This is a genomic window from Salegentibacter sp. BLCTC, assembly GCF_015143665.1.
In the GTDB taxonomy this organism is placed as follows: Bacteria; Bacteroidota; Bacteroidia; order Flavobacteriales; family Flavobacteriaceae; genus Salegentibacter; species Salegentibacter maritimus.
In genome coordinates this window covers 199,462-216,963 of sequence record NZ_WYEW01000002.1, presented here as the reverse complement: position 1 = coordinate 216,963, position 17,502 = coordinate 199,462, and the positions used below count along the sequence as shown (strand labels likewise).

Sequence of the window (17,502 nt, the reverse complement as noted above, 5' to 3'; positions counted from 1 at the left end):
TCCGGTCAGGCGGGCTTGTTTCAGCTTCTAATACGTTCCAGGTATGTAACAACTTAGATTCTGAAATAAATGGAGAATGACGTTTGTAATTAATTTTAACTTAAAATAAATTCTATGAAACTCTGGGATAAAGGAATATCAATAGATAAAAAGATTGAAAAGTTTACGGTGGGAAATGACCGCGAGCTGGACATGCACCTTGTTGAATACGATTTGCTAGCTTCAAAGGCACATGCCAAAATGTTGGGCGAAGTAGGAATTTTAACTTCAGAAGAAGTGGCGGCTATAGAAATAGAATTAGATAAACTTCAACAACAATTTGAAAATGGAACTTTTCAGATTGAAGAAGATTTTGAAGATGTACATTCTAAAATCGAGTTCGAACTTACAAAAGTACTGGGAGATACCGGGAAGAAAATTCATACCGCCCGTTCTAGAAATGATCAGGTTTTGGTAGCTATGCAGTTATACTTTAAAGAAAACCTGTTGGAGATTTCGGCTAAAACAAAGCAATTGATAGATGTTCTTTTAGGCCTTGCAGACACACATCAGGAAAAATTGTTACCCGGGTATACGCATTTGCAGGTGGCCATGCCCTCAAGTTTTGGTTTATGGTTTTCAGCTTATGCCGAGTTGCTTATAGACGATCTTTATTTAATGGAAGCCGGTTTAAAGGTTGTAGATCAAAACCCTTTGGGATCTGCAGCCGGTTATGGTTCTTCTTTTCCTATAGATCGTGATTTTACCACCAAAGAATTGGGCTTTTCAACCTTAAAATATAATGTAGTGGCCGCACAATTGGGTCGCGGAAAATGCGAACGAACGGTAACTGCTAATATTTCATCGGTCGCTAATACCTTAGCTCGTTTTGCGATGGATATTTGCCTGTATATGAGTCAGAATTTTGATTTTATAAGTTTTCCCGATGAACTCACCACAGGCTCCAGTATTATGCCTCATAAGAAGAATCCCGATGTTTTTGAACTTATTCGTGGGAAATGTAATAAACTACAGAGTATCGCCAATGAAATGATTTTAATAACAAACAACCTTCCCAGTGGTTACCATAGAGACTACCAGTTAATTAAGGAAAACAGTATGTATGCTGTTGAAAATATTAAAGAGGTGCTGGATATTTTTATTCATTCTATCGCGCTAGTTAAGGTGAAAGATATTGATTTGCAAGATGAAAAATATAAGTACTTATTTACAGTAGATAGTATTAATGACCTGGTGATGCAAGGAAAATCTTTTAGAGAAGCTTACCAGGTAATTGGCGGGGAGGTTCAGGATGGAACCTATAAGGCTGTTGAAGGCAAGAAACATTCGCATTTGGGAAGTAAGGATAATTTGGCTTTAGAAGAGATTAAGAAAAAGAAGGACGAGGTATAGGAGGATAAAGAGTTGTATACCTTCCGAATTTTAATGCATAAAAAATAAATATAAAACCCCGATTTTCATCGGGGTTTATTCATCTAAGATTTATAGAGGATTTTTAATTCTCGAAAAAATTAGCTTCACTAAAAAACCCTCCGCAAAACCACACGAAATGCGAAGGGTTCAAAACATAAATGAATGAAGAAAAAAAATCTTAAATGATGGTCATTTGTCCCAGGTTTAGGTTTTCGTTATTGATATTAATATTATCAATTTCACTAATAAGCCCTTCCAGGAAATCGCCCACTTTTTCGGTGGTATAATGGTTATCTTTATTAATGTCTATAGTACAAACATTCAATTTAATACTTAGTTCTACAGCTTTTCTAACGGCTTCAGCTTCTTCAATTAACCCAAAATGTTCCAGTAATAAGGCTGCCGATAAAATAGAAGCCACAGGGTTAGCAATTCCTTTACCTGTTGCTTGCGGATAGGAACCGTGAATAGGTTCAAACATTGCATTTTCCTTACCTACAGATGCCGAGGCCAGTAAACCAATACTTCCACCAATTACACTAGCTTCATCTGATAAGATATCTCCAAACATATTTTCGGTTAAAATCACGTCAAACTGAGTTGGATTTAAAATCATTTGCATCGCGGCATTGTCTATAAAAAGAAAATCCAGGTTCACATCGGGATACTCTTCGCCAATTTTAGCTACTGTTTTTCGCCATAGCCTTGAGGTTTCCAATACATTGGCTTTGTCTACAAGCGTTAGTTTCTTAGAGCGTTGTTGAGCAGCTTTAAAAGCCAGGTGTGCCATTCTAGAGATTTCTTCTACTGAATAGGAACAAACATCTGTAGCGCTTTGCCCATCTTCGGCAGTAAATTTATCGCCAAAGTAGATGCCACCGGTAAGCTCCCGGTAAATAACCATATTGGCACCGGCAATACGATCGGCTTTTAATGGAGATTGTTCAACTAGTTTATCGTAGGCCTTAACCGGTCTAATATTGGCATAAAGCCCCAGTCCTTTTCTTAGTTTTAGTAGCCCTTGCTCCGGTCTTACCTTTGCATCGGGGTTATTGTCGTATTTTGGATGGCCAATAGCCCCAAATAACACAGCATCAGATTTCTTACACAAATCAAGGGTAGCTTCAGGCAACGGGTTATCCAGCAAATCTATAGCTGTTGCCCCTACCAGGGCATCTTCAAATTCAAATTGGTGATCGAAACGATCTGCTACAGCTTTTAAAATTTTAACCGATTGCTGTGTGATTTCGGGACCTATACCGTCTCCGGGTAAAACTGCTATTTTTAATTTCATTTTTTTGTAATATGTGTGGTTATTTTTAATATTTTCAGAAAGCTTTTGATTGCGTCACCCTGAATTTATTTTCAGGATCTAAGTTCTTTTTTTGTTTGTTTTATCACGTTAGAAGCTGAAATAAGTTCAGCTTGACGAAAACAATTCCAACTTACAAGGATTTAGTCGTTTGTAATTTTTGCGCTTTCTTATTTTCAAATTCTTTTATGGCGTCTAATTTGCTTACCAGAAAATCTATATCATCAAACCCATTGATTAAACAGGTTTTTTTATAGGTATCAATGTCAAAGCTTTCAGATATATTTTTCTTTGTAATTTCAATTTTCTGCGCTTCCAGGTCTACCTTAATTTCTACCGAAGGGTCTTTGGTTATTTCAGTAAAAAGAATTTCTAAAAATTCAGGGCTTACCTGTACCGGAAGCAGGCCATTATTCAAGGCATTTCCTTTAAAAATATCGGCAAAATAACTGGAGACAACTACTTTAAATCCGTACGCTTTTATGGCCCAGGCGGCATGCTCACGGCTGGATCCACAACCAAAATTATCTCCTGCAACCAGGATGGCACCTTTATATTCTGGTTTGTTTAAAGCAAACTCGGGATTTGGCTCATCGTTTTTATCAAAACGCCAGTCACGAAACAGGTTTTTTCCAAAACCAGATTTATCGGTGGCTTTAAGGAACCTGGCAGGGATTATCTGGTCGGTATCTACGTTTTCTATTTCTAAAGGAACCGCCGTATCGGTTAATGTGATAAACTTTTCCATTTAATTAATTTAAATTTTTTGTGAAGTCGGTTATTTTACCAGAAACTGCGGTTGCAGCGGCTGTTAACGGACTTGCTAATATAGTTCTGGAACCCTGTCCCTGTCTTCCTTCAAAATTTCTATTACTGGTAGAGACACAGTATTCTCCGGCTGGTATTTTATCATCGTTCATGGCCAGGCAGGCTGAACACCCCGGTTGTCTTAAGGTGAAACCGGCGTTTTCAAATACTTCGCGTAGGCCTTCAGCTTCAATTTGGGCCGCCACCTGGCGGGAACCGGGTACAATTAATGCGTTTACATTTTCGGCTTTTTGCTTGCCTTTTATATAGGCTGCTGCTGCTCTAAAATCTTCAATCCTTGAATTGGTACAACTTCCAATAAAAATCCAGTTAATAGGTTTTTCAAGTAAAGTTTCTCCAGGTTTAAAGCCCATATAAGCCAGGGCTTTGGCATCGCTTTTACCACCTTCCATTGGGATAGATCCGGTAATTTTAATACCCATCCCCGGATTTGTTCCGTAGGTGATCATGGGTTCAATATCTTCGGCATCAAAAGAATATTCCTGGTCAAACGCTGCATCTTCGTCGGTTTTCAGTGTCTCCCAATAAGCTTTTATAGCTTCAAACTCTTCACCTTTTGGGGCGAATTCTTTATCTTTTACATACTCAAAAGTAGTTTCATCAGGAGCAATAAGACCACCACGAGCGCCCATTTCAATGCTCATGTTGCAAACCGTCATACGGCCTTCCATAGACATTTCTTCAAAAACATTCCCGGCATACTCACAAAAATAGCCGGTGCCAGAATTTGTACCCAGTTTGCTAATTATATAGAGGATCACATCTTTTGGTAAAACCCCTTTTTTCAGTTTACCGTTTACATTTACCCTAAGTTTTTTAGGTTTTTCCACCAATAAACACTGGCTGGCAAAAACCTGTGATACCTGGCTGGTTCCAATTCCAAAAGCTATGGTGCCAAAAGCACCGTGGGTAGAGGTATGGCTATCTCCACAAACCATGGTCATACCGGGTTGGGTAATTCCAAGTTCAGGGGCCATAACATGAACAATACCATTATAGGGATGCCCAAGACCGTATAACGTAATATTATTATCCTCGCAATTTTGGGTTAATTCTTTTAATTGCTTTCTGGATAATAAATCTTTAACTGGTAAATGCTGGTTTTCAGTTGGGGTATTATGATCGGCCGTAGCGACAATTTGGTTCGGTCTAAAAACCGAAATATCCCGCTCTTTAAGTTCGTTAAAAGCTTGTGGGCTTGTAACTTCGTGAATTAGGTGTTTATCGATATATAAAATATCCGGCCCATCGGGTATAGATTCTACCACATGGGAATCCCAAATTTTATCGAATAAAGTTTTTTTCATTTGTTTTTTATAAATTCAACTCCCTATAAGGAATACATAAAAGTTTTATGTTTTACTTAATATCCCGAGGCTGGCCTCTGGAAGTAGCATACTGCTATTCTGAAGTTCTACAACTGTTTTATTAGGCTATTGCCCTTATTTTTCTTTTTGAAATTTCCATGATTTCGTGAATATCATTATCCTCTACACATCTTCTGGCATCGGCAAAATTCAGGAATTCGGTGTAAACTTCATCTAATTGAAGTTTGGTTAACTCGTAGCCCATTTTTTTCGCCTTGTAGGCTAAAGCTGCTCGTCCACTTCTTGCGGTTAAAACGATAGCCGACTCGGTTACTCCAACTTCTGCAGGATCAATAATTTCGTAAGTCTCACGATTTTTAATCACACCGTCCTGATGTATTCCCGAGCTGTGTGCAAATGCATTGGCACCCACAATAGCTTTGTTAGGCTGAACCATCATTCCCATTTCCTGTGAAACCATACAACTGGTATCAAAAAGGAATTTTGGATCTATTAAGGTATTTAAATTCAAAGTTGGGTGTTGCCTTAAGATCATGACGACCTCTTCTAAAGCTGTATTACCTGCACGCTCACCAATACCATTAATGGTACATTCTATTTGGCGGGCACCATTCATAACCCCTGCAATTGCATTAGCTGTGGCAAGACCTAAATCGTTATGACAATGACATGAAATAATGACTTTATCAATATCCTTTACATTGTCTTTTAGATATTTTATTTTTCTTCCATATTCTTCTGGTAGGCAGTAGCCTGTGGTGTCGGGAATATTTAATACAGTAGCACCGGCTTTAATCATTTCTGTACAAACGCGAGCAAGAAATTCGTTATCTGTTCTTCCGGCATCTTCGGCATAAAACTCTACATCGTCTACAAAGTTTTTAGCGTGCTTTACGGCAGCTGCACCACGAGTAATAATTTCTTCTCTTGTAGAGTTGAATTTAAACTTAATATGTGAATCTGATGTGCCAATTCCAGTATGTATACGTGGTCTTTTAGCATGTTTTAAAGCTTCTGCAGCAACTTCTATATCTTTTTTTACAGCACGGGTGAGCCCACAAACGGAGGCATTCTTTGCCAGTTTAGAGATTTCATTAACAGATTGAAAATCGCCGGGACTGGAAACAGGAAAACCTGCCTCAATCACATCTACTCCCAGCTCATCGAGACGTGCGGCAATTTTTAGCTTTTGGGCTGTGTTTAATTTACAACCTGGAACCTGCTCTCCGTCTCGTAACGTCGTGTCAAAAATTTCTACCTTTTCTGTGCTCATAAGAGATTTATTTTACTTTATCTTTAACTAAAGTATTGCTTAACTAAACACTCCAGGCCTTAGCCCATAAGGGTATTACGATAATTAACTTAAAAAATAGAATGTAATAATACTGATAATCAGTTGTTTATAAACGATTTTGTTACAATGACTAATGATTTAACCGATAACTTATTTTCTTTAATTAAGTCGCTTTCACCGTCGGAAAAGCGACAGTTTTCGTTGTATGTTGGAAGAATTGGGGTGAATACCGATAGTAAATTTTTGAATTTATTTAAGGTGATGACCAAATTGAAGAAATATAACGAGAAAGAGATTCTTCTAAAAACTAAGATTAGTAAGCAACAACTTTCAAATGTAAAAGCTCATTTATATAAGCAAATACTTATTAGTTTAAGATTGAACCCGGCTCACCAAAGTATTCCGGTTCAAATTAGGGAGCAGTTTGATTTTGCCTATATCTTATATAGAAAAGGGCTTTATAAGCAAAGCCTGAAGTTATTGGATAAAATAAAAACCCAGGCACTGGAGTATGAAGAAAAAAACCTGGCCTATGAAATCCTGGAGTTAGAGAAAATTATCGAATCCCAATATATTACTCGAAGTATAGAAAACAGGGCGGAAAGCTTAATTCAACAAACCGAGAGTTTGAGTGAGCTTAATTTAATATCCAGTAAGCTTTCTAATTTATCTTTACAGTTATATGCCATTTTCTTAAAGATGGGGTATGCCAGAACCCAGGAAGAAGCAGATAGTATTAGGAACTACTTTTACCAGAATCTTCCCGAGTACAAAATAAAAAACATAGGTTTTAGGGAGAAATTATGGCTTTATAAAGCCCACTTATGGTTTAGTTTTATTACGCAAGATTTCCTGGCTTGCTATCGCTATTCTATGAAATGGATAGATCTTTTTAACGACCAGAAGCACCTGGTGCCCATTCACCCCGTTTCTTATTTAAAAGGAAACCATTATTTGTTGGAGTCTTTGTTTTATTTAAATCATACTAATTTATTCGAAAAGACGCTTAAAAATCTTGAAGGTATGCTGAAAGATGCCAAGATTCCAGACGATGATAATATTAAAGCTTTGGCCTTTCTTTATCTATATTCCAATAAATTGAATTTACGGTTTATGAAGGGAGCTTTTGCCAATGGCGATAAATTGGTAGAAAAAATTCAGAAACGTATAAAAAAATATAAAGACCGTATAGATGAGCATCACATCATGGTTTTTTACTACAAGATAGCCTGTCTTTATTTTGGGGATGGTGACAATAAAAAATGTATAGAATTTCTAAATAAAATTATTAATAATAAATCTTTGGAAATGCGGGAAGACTTAATGTGCTTTGCCCGTATTTTAAGCCTGGTAGCTCATTATGAAGCAGGCCTGGATTATCATTTAGATAGGTTGGTGAAATCTACTTATAAATTTTTGATTAAAATGAACGATTTGCACGAGGTTCAAAAACAAATGATAATTTTCCTAAGAAATTTGCCTGAAATCTCTCCTCTGGAAATAAAAGATGAATTTAGAAAATTGCACGCTAAGCTAAAGGAGTATGAAAATCACCCTTATGAACGCAGGGCATTTCTTTACCTGGATATTATTTCGTGGTTGGAAAGTAAAATACAAAACCGCCCCGTAGCTGATGTAATCGCTGAAAAAGTAGCTTTGGTAGGTAGGTAATTATTTTGGAGACAACAAAGCCTGAAAATAGGTTGAAAAAATTTTAAGAAGCAATTTTGATTTCAGTTTAGCCTATACAATTATTCCAAAGCACTTCCCGGGGTGGAGGGGCTATTATATGAACCTCTTCTTTTTTTACCGGATGGATAAATTTTAATTCCCTGGCGTGTAGATGAATACTTGCGTCTTTATTGCTTCGGTTAAAACCGTATTTTAAATCACCTTTAATAGGACTGCCAATAGCCGAAAGCTGGCTCCTAATTTGATGATGTCTCCCGGTATGTAAATCTATTTCGAGTAGGAAGTAATTATCAAGTTTCTTTACTATTCTGTATTCCAAAATAGCTTTTTTACTATCGGGTACTTCTTTAATGTGAGCGTAAGATTTGTTCTGTTTTTGGTTTCGCTTTAAAAAATGGACTAAAGTATCTGATTTTTTGGGAGGAGCATTTTTTACAATGGCCCAGTATGTTTTTTGCGCTTCTTTCTTTTGAAAAAGTTTATTGAGCCGGGGTAGGGCCTTCGAGGTTTTCGCAAATAGAACAATTCCGCTAGTTGGCCTGTCAAGCCTATGTACTACGCCCAAATATACATTTCCGGGTTTATTGTATTTTTCCTTTAAATACAATTTCACCACTTCGCTAAGCGGTTTGTCCCCGGTTTTATCGCCTTGTACAATATCACCGGGGCGTTTATTTACTACAATAATATGGTTGTCTTCAAAAAGGACCTGTAGGTTGTTTTTATTCGAAATTGCTTTTTCCAAACTAATTATGTTATAAGAGCTTTGAGTTTCAACCGGGTATTGCTACTTAAATTAATATTGCTCATCATCAGATGGAAAACTTTTGCTTTTTACATCGTCGCGATAGCCTTCAAAAGCTTTCGTCATTTCTGAATGTAAATCGGCATACCTTCTTAAAAATCTTGGATTGAATTCGTGGGTCATTCCCAGCATGTCGTGTATTACCAATACCTGGCCATCTACGCCATTTCCGGCACCAATACCAATTACAGGAATGTTTATACTTTCTGCTACTTCTTTTGCCAGTTTTGCCGGTACTTTTTCTAAAACGATGGCAAAACAGCCAAGGCGTTCCAGTAATAGTGCATCAGATTTTAATTTTTCGGCTTCAGCTTCTTCTTTTGCTCTTACCGTATAAGTACCAAACTTATAGATAGATTGGGGGGTTAAGCCTAAATGTCCCATTACCGGTATCCCGGCGTGTAGAATACGTTTTAGCGATTCTTTAATCTCTTTTCCTCCTTCAAGTTTAACGGCGTGACCACCGCTTTCTTTCATAATTCTAATCGCCGATCTTAAGGCTTCTTTTGGGTCGCTTTGGTAACTTCCAAAGGGAAGGTCTACTACAACAAGTGCTCTATTTATAGCTCTTACCACACTGGTTGCGTGATAGATCATTTGGTCTAAAGTAATAGGAAGTGTAGTTTCGTGTCCCGCCATTACATTACTGGCAGAATCGCCCACAAGAATTACATCTATTCCGGCACCATCTACAATTTTCGCCATCGAGTAATCATATGCGGTAAGCATAGCGATTTTTTCGCCATTCTTTTTCATATCTACCAAAGACTTGGTGGTAACTCTTTTGTATTCTTTCTTAGCTACAGACATATTTTCAATTTTGGAAGGTAAAAGTACAAAATCGAGCGGTTTTATGTCACTAAGCTGCTTTTATTGTTTTTTAAATTCAGTGTAAAGTGTTTCCAGTAATTCACCATCGTCTCCGTGATATTGCCAAAACATAATACCACCAAGATTGTGCTCTTTTATAAAATTTACTTTTTGTCTTATAGATTCGGGATCATCATAGGTGATAAAAGTGCCGGTATCTTTGCGCCATAAATAGGGTGCCCGGGCCGATTTGTCCCAAAAACGGCTGTATGTGCCATCTTTTAAACTATCTTTTATTTCGCGATAATTTATGCTGAAAGATTTTCCGAAAGCTCTTTGATGCAGGCCTGCGTTTTTATTCTCTGTTTCGTGCCAACCCCTGCCGTAAAAGGCAACTCCAATAACAAGCTTTTCTGAAGGAACACCGGTTGCCAAATGTTCTTTTACAGCGGTATTTGTACTTCTTTTATATGTTTCAGGATCGGTTTCTGAATCGTATAAGTTGGTATGGTGCGAGGTAGAATTGTTCCAACCACCCCGGTAATCATAGCTCATTATATTTATAAAATCTAAATGAGGATGAATTTTACCTAATTCAACATGTTTTAAATACTCCTTGTTTGCAGCGGTTGCGATGGTCAACAAGTAATTTTTGGAATTAACTTTTCCTAGCGAATCCAGTTTTTTTCTAAACAATTTAAGTATAGTAGTAAAGTTCTGTTTATCTTCCGGCGAATGTAGGTTTCCGGCTCCCGGTTGTCCCGGGTATTCCCAGTCTAGATCTATGCCGTCTATATCATGTTTTTTAAGGAAAGAAATTCCACTATTTGCAAAACGCTCACGATTAATTTTATTAGCAACAGCCTTAGAAAAGCCACCAGACCAAGCCCAGCCACCTACGGATATCAAGATTTTTAAATCGGGATTGTCTTGTTTTAAACCATTAATTTTTTTTAAACGTTCATTGTCTTTAGGACTACCTTCTACAATTTTCCCTTTTTCAATATTAGCAAAGGCATAATTAACATGTGTAAGTTTTTTTGCCGTAATCTCATTAAATTTATCATCAACATTTCCGGCTACAATATAACCTACAACTTTTTCCTGTGCTTTTACAGTCCAGGTATTTAAAACAAAACCTAAAAATAATAGGAGGGAGGGCACCAATGCTTTTTTCATAATATAAAGGATTAGCTTGAGTGTATTAAAATATTAAATTAGCTATTCTATAAAAATAGGCCAATGAATAAGTTTTTCCTAATTAGTTTTCTATTTCTCTGTCAATTAGGCTATAGTCAAAGTTCAGAAAAAGAAAATCTTCAAAATTTAATCGAAAACTTTTTTAGTGCTTTTCACGCAAAGGACTCTATTGCTTTAAAGAATTTTGCGCACCCTGAGATAAAAATGCATTCAGTTGCTATAGATGTTAACGGAAAAACAATGCTCTCTACTGAAGATTATACTGATTTTTTGAGGGCTATTGCCTCAATTCCAGAAACCACTAAGTTTAGAGAAAAACTACATGGATTTAAAATTCATATAAATGGAGTGATTGCAAACGTAAGTACTCCGTATTCATTTTATGTAAATGACGAATTAAGTCATTGTGGCGTAAATACTTTTCAACTAATGAAATTTAAAGGCCAGTGGAAAATAATTTATCTGGTAGATACACGCAGCAAATTAGGCTGTGAATAGAGGATATACTCGATAATCGAGATTTTTATACCTCGTGGACTTACCATGAAATAATTTACTCTATATCTTTAACTAACCTAAAACCTAAATGCTCTAAACCAGATTCGGGGGTAGAGCTCATTCTGGCCGCGTTTCTGTAGCCGGTGCAATAAGATTCACTGCACAGAAAAGAGCCGCCGCGAATTACTTTTTGCTGTTCAGCATTATAATATTCTTTAAAGTAGCCATCGGTGCGCTGTTCCAGTTTTGAATAGGCATTTGGATAATAGGTATCCAATACCCACTCCCAGGTATTTCCTGCCATTTCATAAAGTCCAAAGTCATTTGGAGGAAAACTTTTTACCGGAGCTGTTTTCTCGAAATTGTCCTGAACTTCATTGGTAACCGGAAAATTACCCTGATGGAAGTTAACAAATTGGGTAGCCTTTTTAAAGTCATTTCCCCAATGATAAATTTCATCCTCTTTTCCACCTCGCGCTAAATATTCAAACTCGGCTTCGGTTGGCAATCTTTTTCCGGCCCATTTTGCATAGGCCATGGCGTCATACCAGGAAACCTGTACTACGGGATGGTCATCCTTTCCCTCAATAGAACTGCCTGGTCCATAAGGATTTTCCCAGTTAGCCCCTTCTTTAAATTTCCACCAGGCTTGTGGGTTGTTTTCATTAAAAATAAGGGCTCCGGGAGGGAAAGTTTGCCCTTGCACTTCAAAACTGCGTTGAGCCGTGGTAACATAACCGGTACTGTTTATGAATTTCCTAAATTGGGCATTTGTTACTTCGGTTTCGTCTACCAGTAGTGTTGCTATTTTTTCTATATGTTGTGGAAATTCGTCTGGCCGGGCCTGGTCTGAATTTCCGCCCATCAAATATTCCCCACCTTCAATTCTAAGCATACCTGAGGTTGATACTGAATCTCGCTCTTTAATCTCAGCAATTTCCTCCATATACGCCTCATGATAAGATTTTTCAGTTTCCTGAAGATCTGCCGTGTGAGTTTCAGGTTTTTTATCTTCCTGGTTTTTACAGCTAAAAAACAAACCAATTAAAAAGGCCAGGATCATTGGGTTAAAAGAGAATCGCATACTTAGAATTTTGGTTAAAGATAAAGAAGTAATTCAAACGCATAAAAATACCCGACCCGAAAATTTTATAGAATAAATTGCAAATCTATTTTTAGGATAATAATGTTTTGATTTTCTTATGCTTGGAGTAGAGAAGATTTGGAATTACCAGAGAGGTGAGTTTAAGTCTGCTTATTTGCCAACATCTATTGGCATCGCTAACGGCTATAATACCCCGAGCTAGTTTACTTCTTTTACAAAATCTTTGGGAGAAGAAATATAACCACAACACCATTATTCATAGCGTGCATGGCAATTGGCCAAATAAGGCTATTGTTTTCAATTTTTATTTTTCCAAAAAAGTAACCAGCAATAATTCTTGGGAAAATTAAGAGAAATAAAATGAGATCAAATTGCCAACCTTCAACATAATTCCAGATGTGAACCAAACCAAAAAGAGCTGCGGTAAGTAGCCATACAACTCTATAATATCGGTATAGAAGAATACGGAATATTCTAATGATTCGTGAAGGTTTAAGAGATTGTAAGAAAAGAAAGATGATAATAGCCGCTAAAATTACCAGTCCATATTTTAGCAAAGAATCAGCCTCCTGGGGTATAAAACCTAAGCCGAAAAAGGCAAGCAAAGCACAACAGAAAATATGTATTTCGGTAAAAGAGGGTTTAATAAGCGTTCTAAACATACTTTCTTCCAACACCGGGGCAATAATCACTGCCATAATAACAAAAGCCAGGGGACTTTCGTTCATTAAATTAAATAACTCGGTTTGCTGATATTTTTCCAGGTCTAAGTCGGGTAAAAAAGTATTTAAGAATCCCATTAAAAAGAAAAACAGAAAATAGGATCCTATCATCAACCAATAATTGCGAAACAGGTTACCGACTTTAGGTGGTATTTTAGGGAACTGCAAGATTTTTATTTTAAATATTACTGCAATTTAAAACTGTATTTGTTTTAAGCCACAAATTCACGAAATTTTTATTGAAAGACCTTTTCTATTTCGCACAATGCCGTGAAGCGAGAACAGGATGAACTCATCAAGCAGTTTACAGTCTCAGCAGACTTTTAAAAACAATAAACCACGAACGAAAAATGCCAAACTGAAAACCCACAACCGAAAACAGGCTAACAATCGCTTAAATTCACTTTAACTGCGAGGCCGCCTTCTGAAGTTTCTTTATATTTCGAATTCATATCTTTGGCGGTATCCCACATAGTCTCAATCACTTTATCCAGAGGTACTTTTGCTTTTGTTGCATCGCTTTCCAGGGCTATTTCTGCCGCATTAATGGCTTTTATGGCGCCCATGGCATTTCTTTCAATACAGGGTACCTGTACTAAACCGGCTATAGGGTCGCAGGTTAGGCCCAGGTGGTGTTCCATAGCAATTTCGGCAGCCATAAGTACTTGTTCCGGGGTTCCTCCCAGTAGTTCTGTTAATCCACCGGCCGCCATCGCCGATGATACACCTATCTCTGCCTGGCAACCGCCCATAGCAGCAGAAATAGTGGCTCCTTTTTTAAACAGACTGCCAATCTCACCTGCTACCAGCATAAAACGCTTCATATCTTCAAAAGTAGCTTTGTGGTTTTCTATCACCATATAATACATCATCACTGCAGGAACAGTACCTGCACTACCATTGGTGGGTGCGGTAACCACACGTCCCAAAGACGCGTTTACTTCGTTAACGCTTATGGCAAAGCAGCTAACCCATTTAAGAATTTGCCTAAACTTTACTTCGGTCCTTCTAATCGCGGTAATCCAATCTTCAGGAGAATCATATTTTTCTTCGCCAATAAGGCGTTGGTGCATTTCAAAAGAGCGGCGTTTTACGTTAAGGCCGCCGGGTAGTATACCTTCGGTATGGCAACCAATGTACATAGATTCTAGCATTACATCCCAAATTTGCTTTAAACCGGCGTTTATTTCTTCTTCGCTTCTAAGGGATTTTTCATTTTCAAGAACAATATCAGAAATAGGCTTGTTTTCAGATTTACAATAGGCCAGTAGTTCGGTAGCTTTTTCAATAGAAAATGGAAACTCCATAAAGCTTTTCATTTTCTTACTGGCGTTTTTACGTTCTTTCTTTACCACGAAACCGCCACCAATAGAGTAAAAAGATGAGGATGTTTTTTTACCGCTTTTAAGTTCTGCACGGAATGTCATTCCATTAGGATGAAATTCAAGGAATTTCTTATTGAATTTTATATCGTTAGTGATACTAAAATCAATGCTCTTTTCACCATTAAGTAGAAGTTTCTTTGATTCTTTGATGTTTTGGATTTCAGAATCAATAATAGAAATGTCCATAGTTACAGGATCATGTCCGCAAAGACCTAAAATAGTAGCGATATCGGTAGCGTGACCCACTCCGGTAAGCGAAAGAGAGCCATAAAGATCTATGTGAATATGTTTAACTTCTTCAAAAGTTCTTTTTTTCTTTAACTCTGCAATCCATCTTTGGGCAGCTCGCCAGGGACCTAAGGTATGTGAACTGGAGGGACCTACACCAACCTTCAACATATCAAAAACGCTAATACATTCAATTTTCCGCATTATAAATCTCCTATTTTACCGCAAAAGTAAGGATTTGCTAACATGAAAGAGAATGTTTTATTGAAATATTAAAACGATTTCGTAAATAGTAAATCACATTAAAAATTAAAAACTGCTAACATCTTTATGCTGAGCAAATACTTCAAATTTAATAGTATTCTTATTGTGTTTTATTCGATATATAAATACTCTAAGACTGCCCCGAATTTAAAAAATATTCCATTTAATGCCTTGTTAACTTGCCAGGAGGTAATTTATTACAAGGGAACCTGACTTGTGTTGAATTACTTTTTATTACAAGGAAAAGCGCATATTTGACAAGTGCCTGGTTGAAAAAATGACAACCTGTCATAAGTTTTTCGCTGGCATAAAGATTGACTTTAAGACTTCGAAGAATTGAAATCAATAATATAAAATTCAACGTATAAAGTTATGAGTAAAATAATTGGAATTGATTTAGGTACTACCAACTCGTGCGTTTCCGTAATGGAAGGAAATGAACCAACGGTAATACCTAATGCTGAAGGAAAAAGAACTACCCCTTCTGTAATTGCTTTTGTAGAAGGTGGCGAAATAAAAGTTGGTGACCCGGCCAAGCGTCAGGCAGTTACTAACCCAACCAAAACTATTTCTTCTATTAAGCGTTTTATGGGGAATAAATACTCTGAGTCTTCTAAAGAAGCCGGTAGGGTACCTTATAAAGTAGTAAAAGGTGATAATGATACCCCTCGTGTAGAAATAGATGGTAGAAAATATACTCCACAAGAACTTTCTGCAATGGTACTTCAGAAAATGAAGAAAACAGCAGAAGATTACCTTGGGCAGGAAGTAAATGAAGCAGTAATTACCGTACCGGCATATTTTAACGATTCTCAGCGCCAGGCTACAAAAGAAGCCGGGGAGATTGCAGGTTTAAAAGTAAGCCGAATTATAAACGAGCCTACTGCAGCTGCGCTTGCATACGGTTTAGATAAGAAATCCCAGGATCAAAAAATTGCAGTTTATGACCTTGGTGGAGGTACTTTTGATATCTCTATCCTTGAATTAGGTGATGGTGTATTTGAAGTATTATCTACAAATGGTGATACGCACCTTGGTGGTGATGATTTTGATGAGGTGTTAATAGACTATCTTGCAGATACTTTCCAAAAGGCTGAAGATATAGATCTTAGAAAAGACCCAATGGCACTTCAGCGTTTAAAAGAAGCTGCTGAAAAAGCTAAAATCGAGTTGTCTTCTTCAAGTCAAACTGAAATTAACTTACCTTATGTAACTGCAACTTCAAGTGGCCCAAAGCACCTTGTAGAAACAATTACCCGTTCTAAGTTTGAGCAATTGGCTGCAGAGTTGGTGACTCGTTCTATGGAGCCTGTTAAAAAATCACTTAGTGATGCCGGGCTTTCAAAAAGCGATATCGATGAGGTAATTCTTGTTGGTGGTTCTACCCGTATTCCTAAAATTCAGGAAGAAGTAGAAGCATTTTTCGGTAAAAAACCTTCTAAAGGAGTAAACCCAGATGAGGTTGTTGCTATTGGTGCAGCTATCCAGGGTGGTGTACTTACCGGAGATGTAAAAGATGTATTGCTACTTGACGTTACACCACTTTCTTTAGGTATTGAAACTATGGGAGGAGTGAACACAAAACTTATTGAAGCCAATACTACCATTCCTACCAAGAAATCGCAAACATTCTCTACCGCGGCCGATAATCAGCCATCAGTAGAAATTCATGTATTGCAAGGGGAGCGTCCAATGGCGGCCGATAACAAGACTATTGGTAGATTCCACTTAGACGGAATTCCACCAGCGCCAAGAGGAACACCTCAAATTGAAGTAACTTTTGATATTGATGCCAATGGTATCATTAAAGTAAGTGCTACCGATAAAGCAACCGGAAAATCTCAGGATATTCGTATTGAAGCATCTTCAGGGTTAACCGAGGAAGAAATCGAGAAAATGAAGAAGGAAGCTGAAGCAAATGCTGATGCCGATAAGAAAGCCAAAGAAAAAGTAGATAAGCTTAACGAAGCTGATGCTATGATTTTCCAAACTGAAAAGCAGTTAAAAGAATTTGGCGATAAGATTTCTGAAGATAAGAAAAAGCCGGTAGAAGAAGCTTTAGAAGAATTGAAGAAAGCTTACGAAACTAAAGAGCTGGATCAAATTACTCCTGCTTTAGACAAATTGAACGAAGCCTGGAAAACTGCTTCCGAAGAAATGTATAAAGCACAAGCTGAAGCCCAGGGAGGCCAGGCAGGACCGCAACAAGGTGCTACCGGAGCCGAAGGCGGCCAGCAAGCCGGAGGAAACTCTAAAAGCGGAGACGACGTAGAAGATGTAGATTTTGAAGAAGTGAAGTAAGCAGAGAGCCATTTTTACAGGCGCTTTGCGCTTGTAAAAATGTGCGAATCGCTTATCCCGAACTTGTTTCGGGATCTTGAAAAATTCAATTTTCGTTTGGAGTTTTTGAAAAATGTGCGAATCGCTTGAAGCTGTCAGAAAAGGTTTTAAAACCGTCATCTTGAATTTATTTCAAGATCTAACGTGTTGGTAATTAAAAACATGTTAGAAGCTGAAACAAGTTCAGCTTGACGAGAATAGACTTTTTAGACAGCCTCCTCGAAAAATTCAATTTTCGTTTGGAGTTTTTGAAAAGTGTGCGAATCGCTTACCCCGAA

At 37.5% G+C, this 17,502-nt stretch carries 14 protein-coding genes; 4 read left to right on the top strand and 10 right to left on the bottom strand.

Translation table 11 applies throughout. From position 1 onward, the window contains the following. Positions 1-114 precede the first annotated feature (114 nt). Positions 115-1,392: an argininosuccinate lyase gene (gene argH / locus GUB10_RS03045; RefSeq protein ID WP_193709965.1), complete on the top strand. Its 1,278-nt coding sequence runs from the start codon at positions 115-117 to the stop codon at positions 1,390-1,392. Between the two features lie 199 nt (positions 1,393-1,591). Here argH and leuB read toward each other — a convergent pair whose 3' ends face one another. The 4 genes from leuB to GUB10_RS03025 form a co-directional block, all read right to left on the bottom strand. Then, positions 1,592-2,707, bottom strand: coding sequence for a 3-isopropylmalate dehydrogenase (gene leuB / locus GUB10_RS03040; RefSeq protein WP_193709964.1), 1,116 nt, complete (start codon positions 2,705-2,707; stop codon positions 1,592-1,594). 151 nt (positions 2,708-2,858) lie between these two features. Beyond that, positions 2,859-3,473, bottom strand: a complete 615-nt coding sequence (gene leuD / locus GUB10_RS03035; protein ID WP_193709963.1) for a 3-isopropylmalate dehydratase small subunit — start codon at positions 3,471-3,473, stop codon at positions 2,859-2,861. Between the two features lie 4 nt (positions 3,474-3,477). Beyond that, positions 3,478-4,860, bottom strand: a complete 1,383-nt coding sequence (leuC, locus tag GUB10_RS03030; protein WP_193709962.1) for a 3-isopropylmalate dehydratase large subunit — start codon at positions 4,858-4,860, stop codon at positions 3,478-3,480. A 121-nt stretch (positions 4,861-4,981) separates the two neighbouring features. Further along, entirely contained in the window at positions 4,982-6,154 is a 1,173-nt protein-coding gene (locus GUB10_RS03025; RefSeq protein WP_193709961.1) for a 2-isopropylmalate synthase, read from the bottom strand. A gap of 147 nt (positions 6,155-6,301) precedes the next feature. Between GUB10_RS03025 and GUB10_RS03020 the strand changes: the two genes are divergently transcribed. Next, the gene (locus GUB10_RS03020; protein ID WP_193709960.1) at positions 6,302-7,846 is read left to right on the top strand and encodes a hypothetical protein; all 1,545 of its coding nucleotides are present in this window, start codon (positions 6,302-6,304) and stop codon (positions 7,844-7,846) included. 67 nt (positions 7,847-7,913) lie between these two features. On the opposite strand, the gene GUB10_RS03015 is transcribed toward GUB10_RS03020, so the two are convergent. The 3 genes from GUB10_RS03015 to GUB10_RS03005 are packed head-to-tail and all read right to left on the bottom strand — an operon-like array spanning position 7,914 to position 10,661. Then, a complete protein-coding gene (locus GUB10_RS03015) occupies positions 7,914-8,612 on the bottom strand; it encodes an RluA family pseudouridine synthase (protein ID WP_227740287.1) in 699 nt (232 codons plus the stop codon). Between the two features lie 51 nt (positions 8,613-8,663). Next, on the bottom strand, positions 8,664-9,482 hold the full coding sequence (gene panB, locus GUB10_RS03010) for a 3-methyl-2-oxobutanoate hydroxymethyltransferase (protein WP_193709959.1): 819 nt from the start codon (positions 9,480-9,482) through the stop codon (positions 8,664-8,666). Between the two features lie 60 nt (positions 9,483-9,542). Then, positions 9,543-10,661 (bottom strand): glycoside hydrolase family 18 protein, encoded by a 1,119-nt coding sequence (locus GUB10_RS03005; RefSeq protein WP_193709958.1) that lies wholly within the window; start codon positions 10,659-10,661, stop codon positions 9,543-9,545. Positions 10,662-10,724: 63 nt separating this feature from the next. Between GUB10_RS03005 and GUB10_RS03000 the strand changes: the two genes are divergently transcribed. After that, positions 10,725-11,180 (top strand): nuclear transport factor 2 family protein, encoded by a 456-nt coding sequence (locus GUB10_RS03000; protein WP_193709957.1) that lies wholly within the window; start codon positions 10,725-10,727, stop codon positions 11,178-11,180. Between the two features lie 55 nt (positions 11,181-11,235). Here the strand turns inward: GUB10_RS03000 and GUB10_RS02995 are convergent, their stop codons facing one another. The 3 genes from GUB10_RS02995 to GUB10_RS02985 form a co-directional block, all read right to left on the bottom strand. Next, entirely contained in the window at positions 11,236-12,264 is a 1,029-nt protein-coding gene (locus GUB10_RS02995; RefSeq protein WP_193709956.1) for a formylglycine-generating enzyme family protein, read from the bottom strand. A gap of 233 nt (positions 12,265-12,497) precedes the next feature. Beyond that, positions 12,498-13,118, bottom strand: a complete 621-nt coding sequence (locus GUB10_RS02990; protein WP_193709955.1) for a type II CAAX prenyl endopeptidase Rce1 family protein — start codon at positions 13,116-13,118, stop codon at positions 12,498-12,500. 272 nt (positions 13,119-13,390) lie between these two features. Next, entirely contained in the window at positions 13,391-14,824 is a 1,434-nt protein-coding gene (locus GUB10_RS02985; protein ID WP_193709954.1) for an L-serine ammonia-lyase, read from the bottom strand. Positions 14,825-15,256: 432 nt separating this feature from the next. Between GUB10_RS02985 and dnaK the strand changes: the two genes are divergently transcribed. Beyond that, positions 15,257-17,185 (top strand): molecular chaperone DnaK, encoded by a 1,929-nt coding sequence (gene dnaK, locus GUB10_RS02980; protein ID WP_193709953.1) that lies wholly within the window; start codon positions 15,257-15,259, stop codon positions 17,183-17,185. The last annotated feature ends 317 nt before the right edge of the window (positions 17,186-17,502 follow it).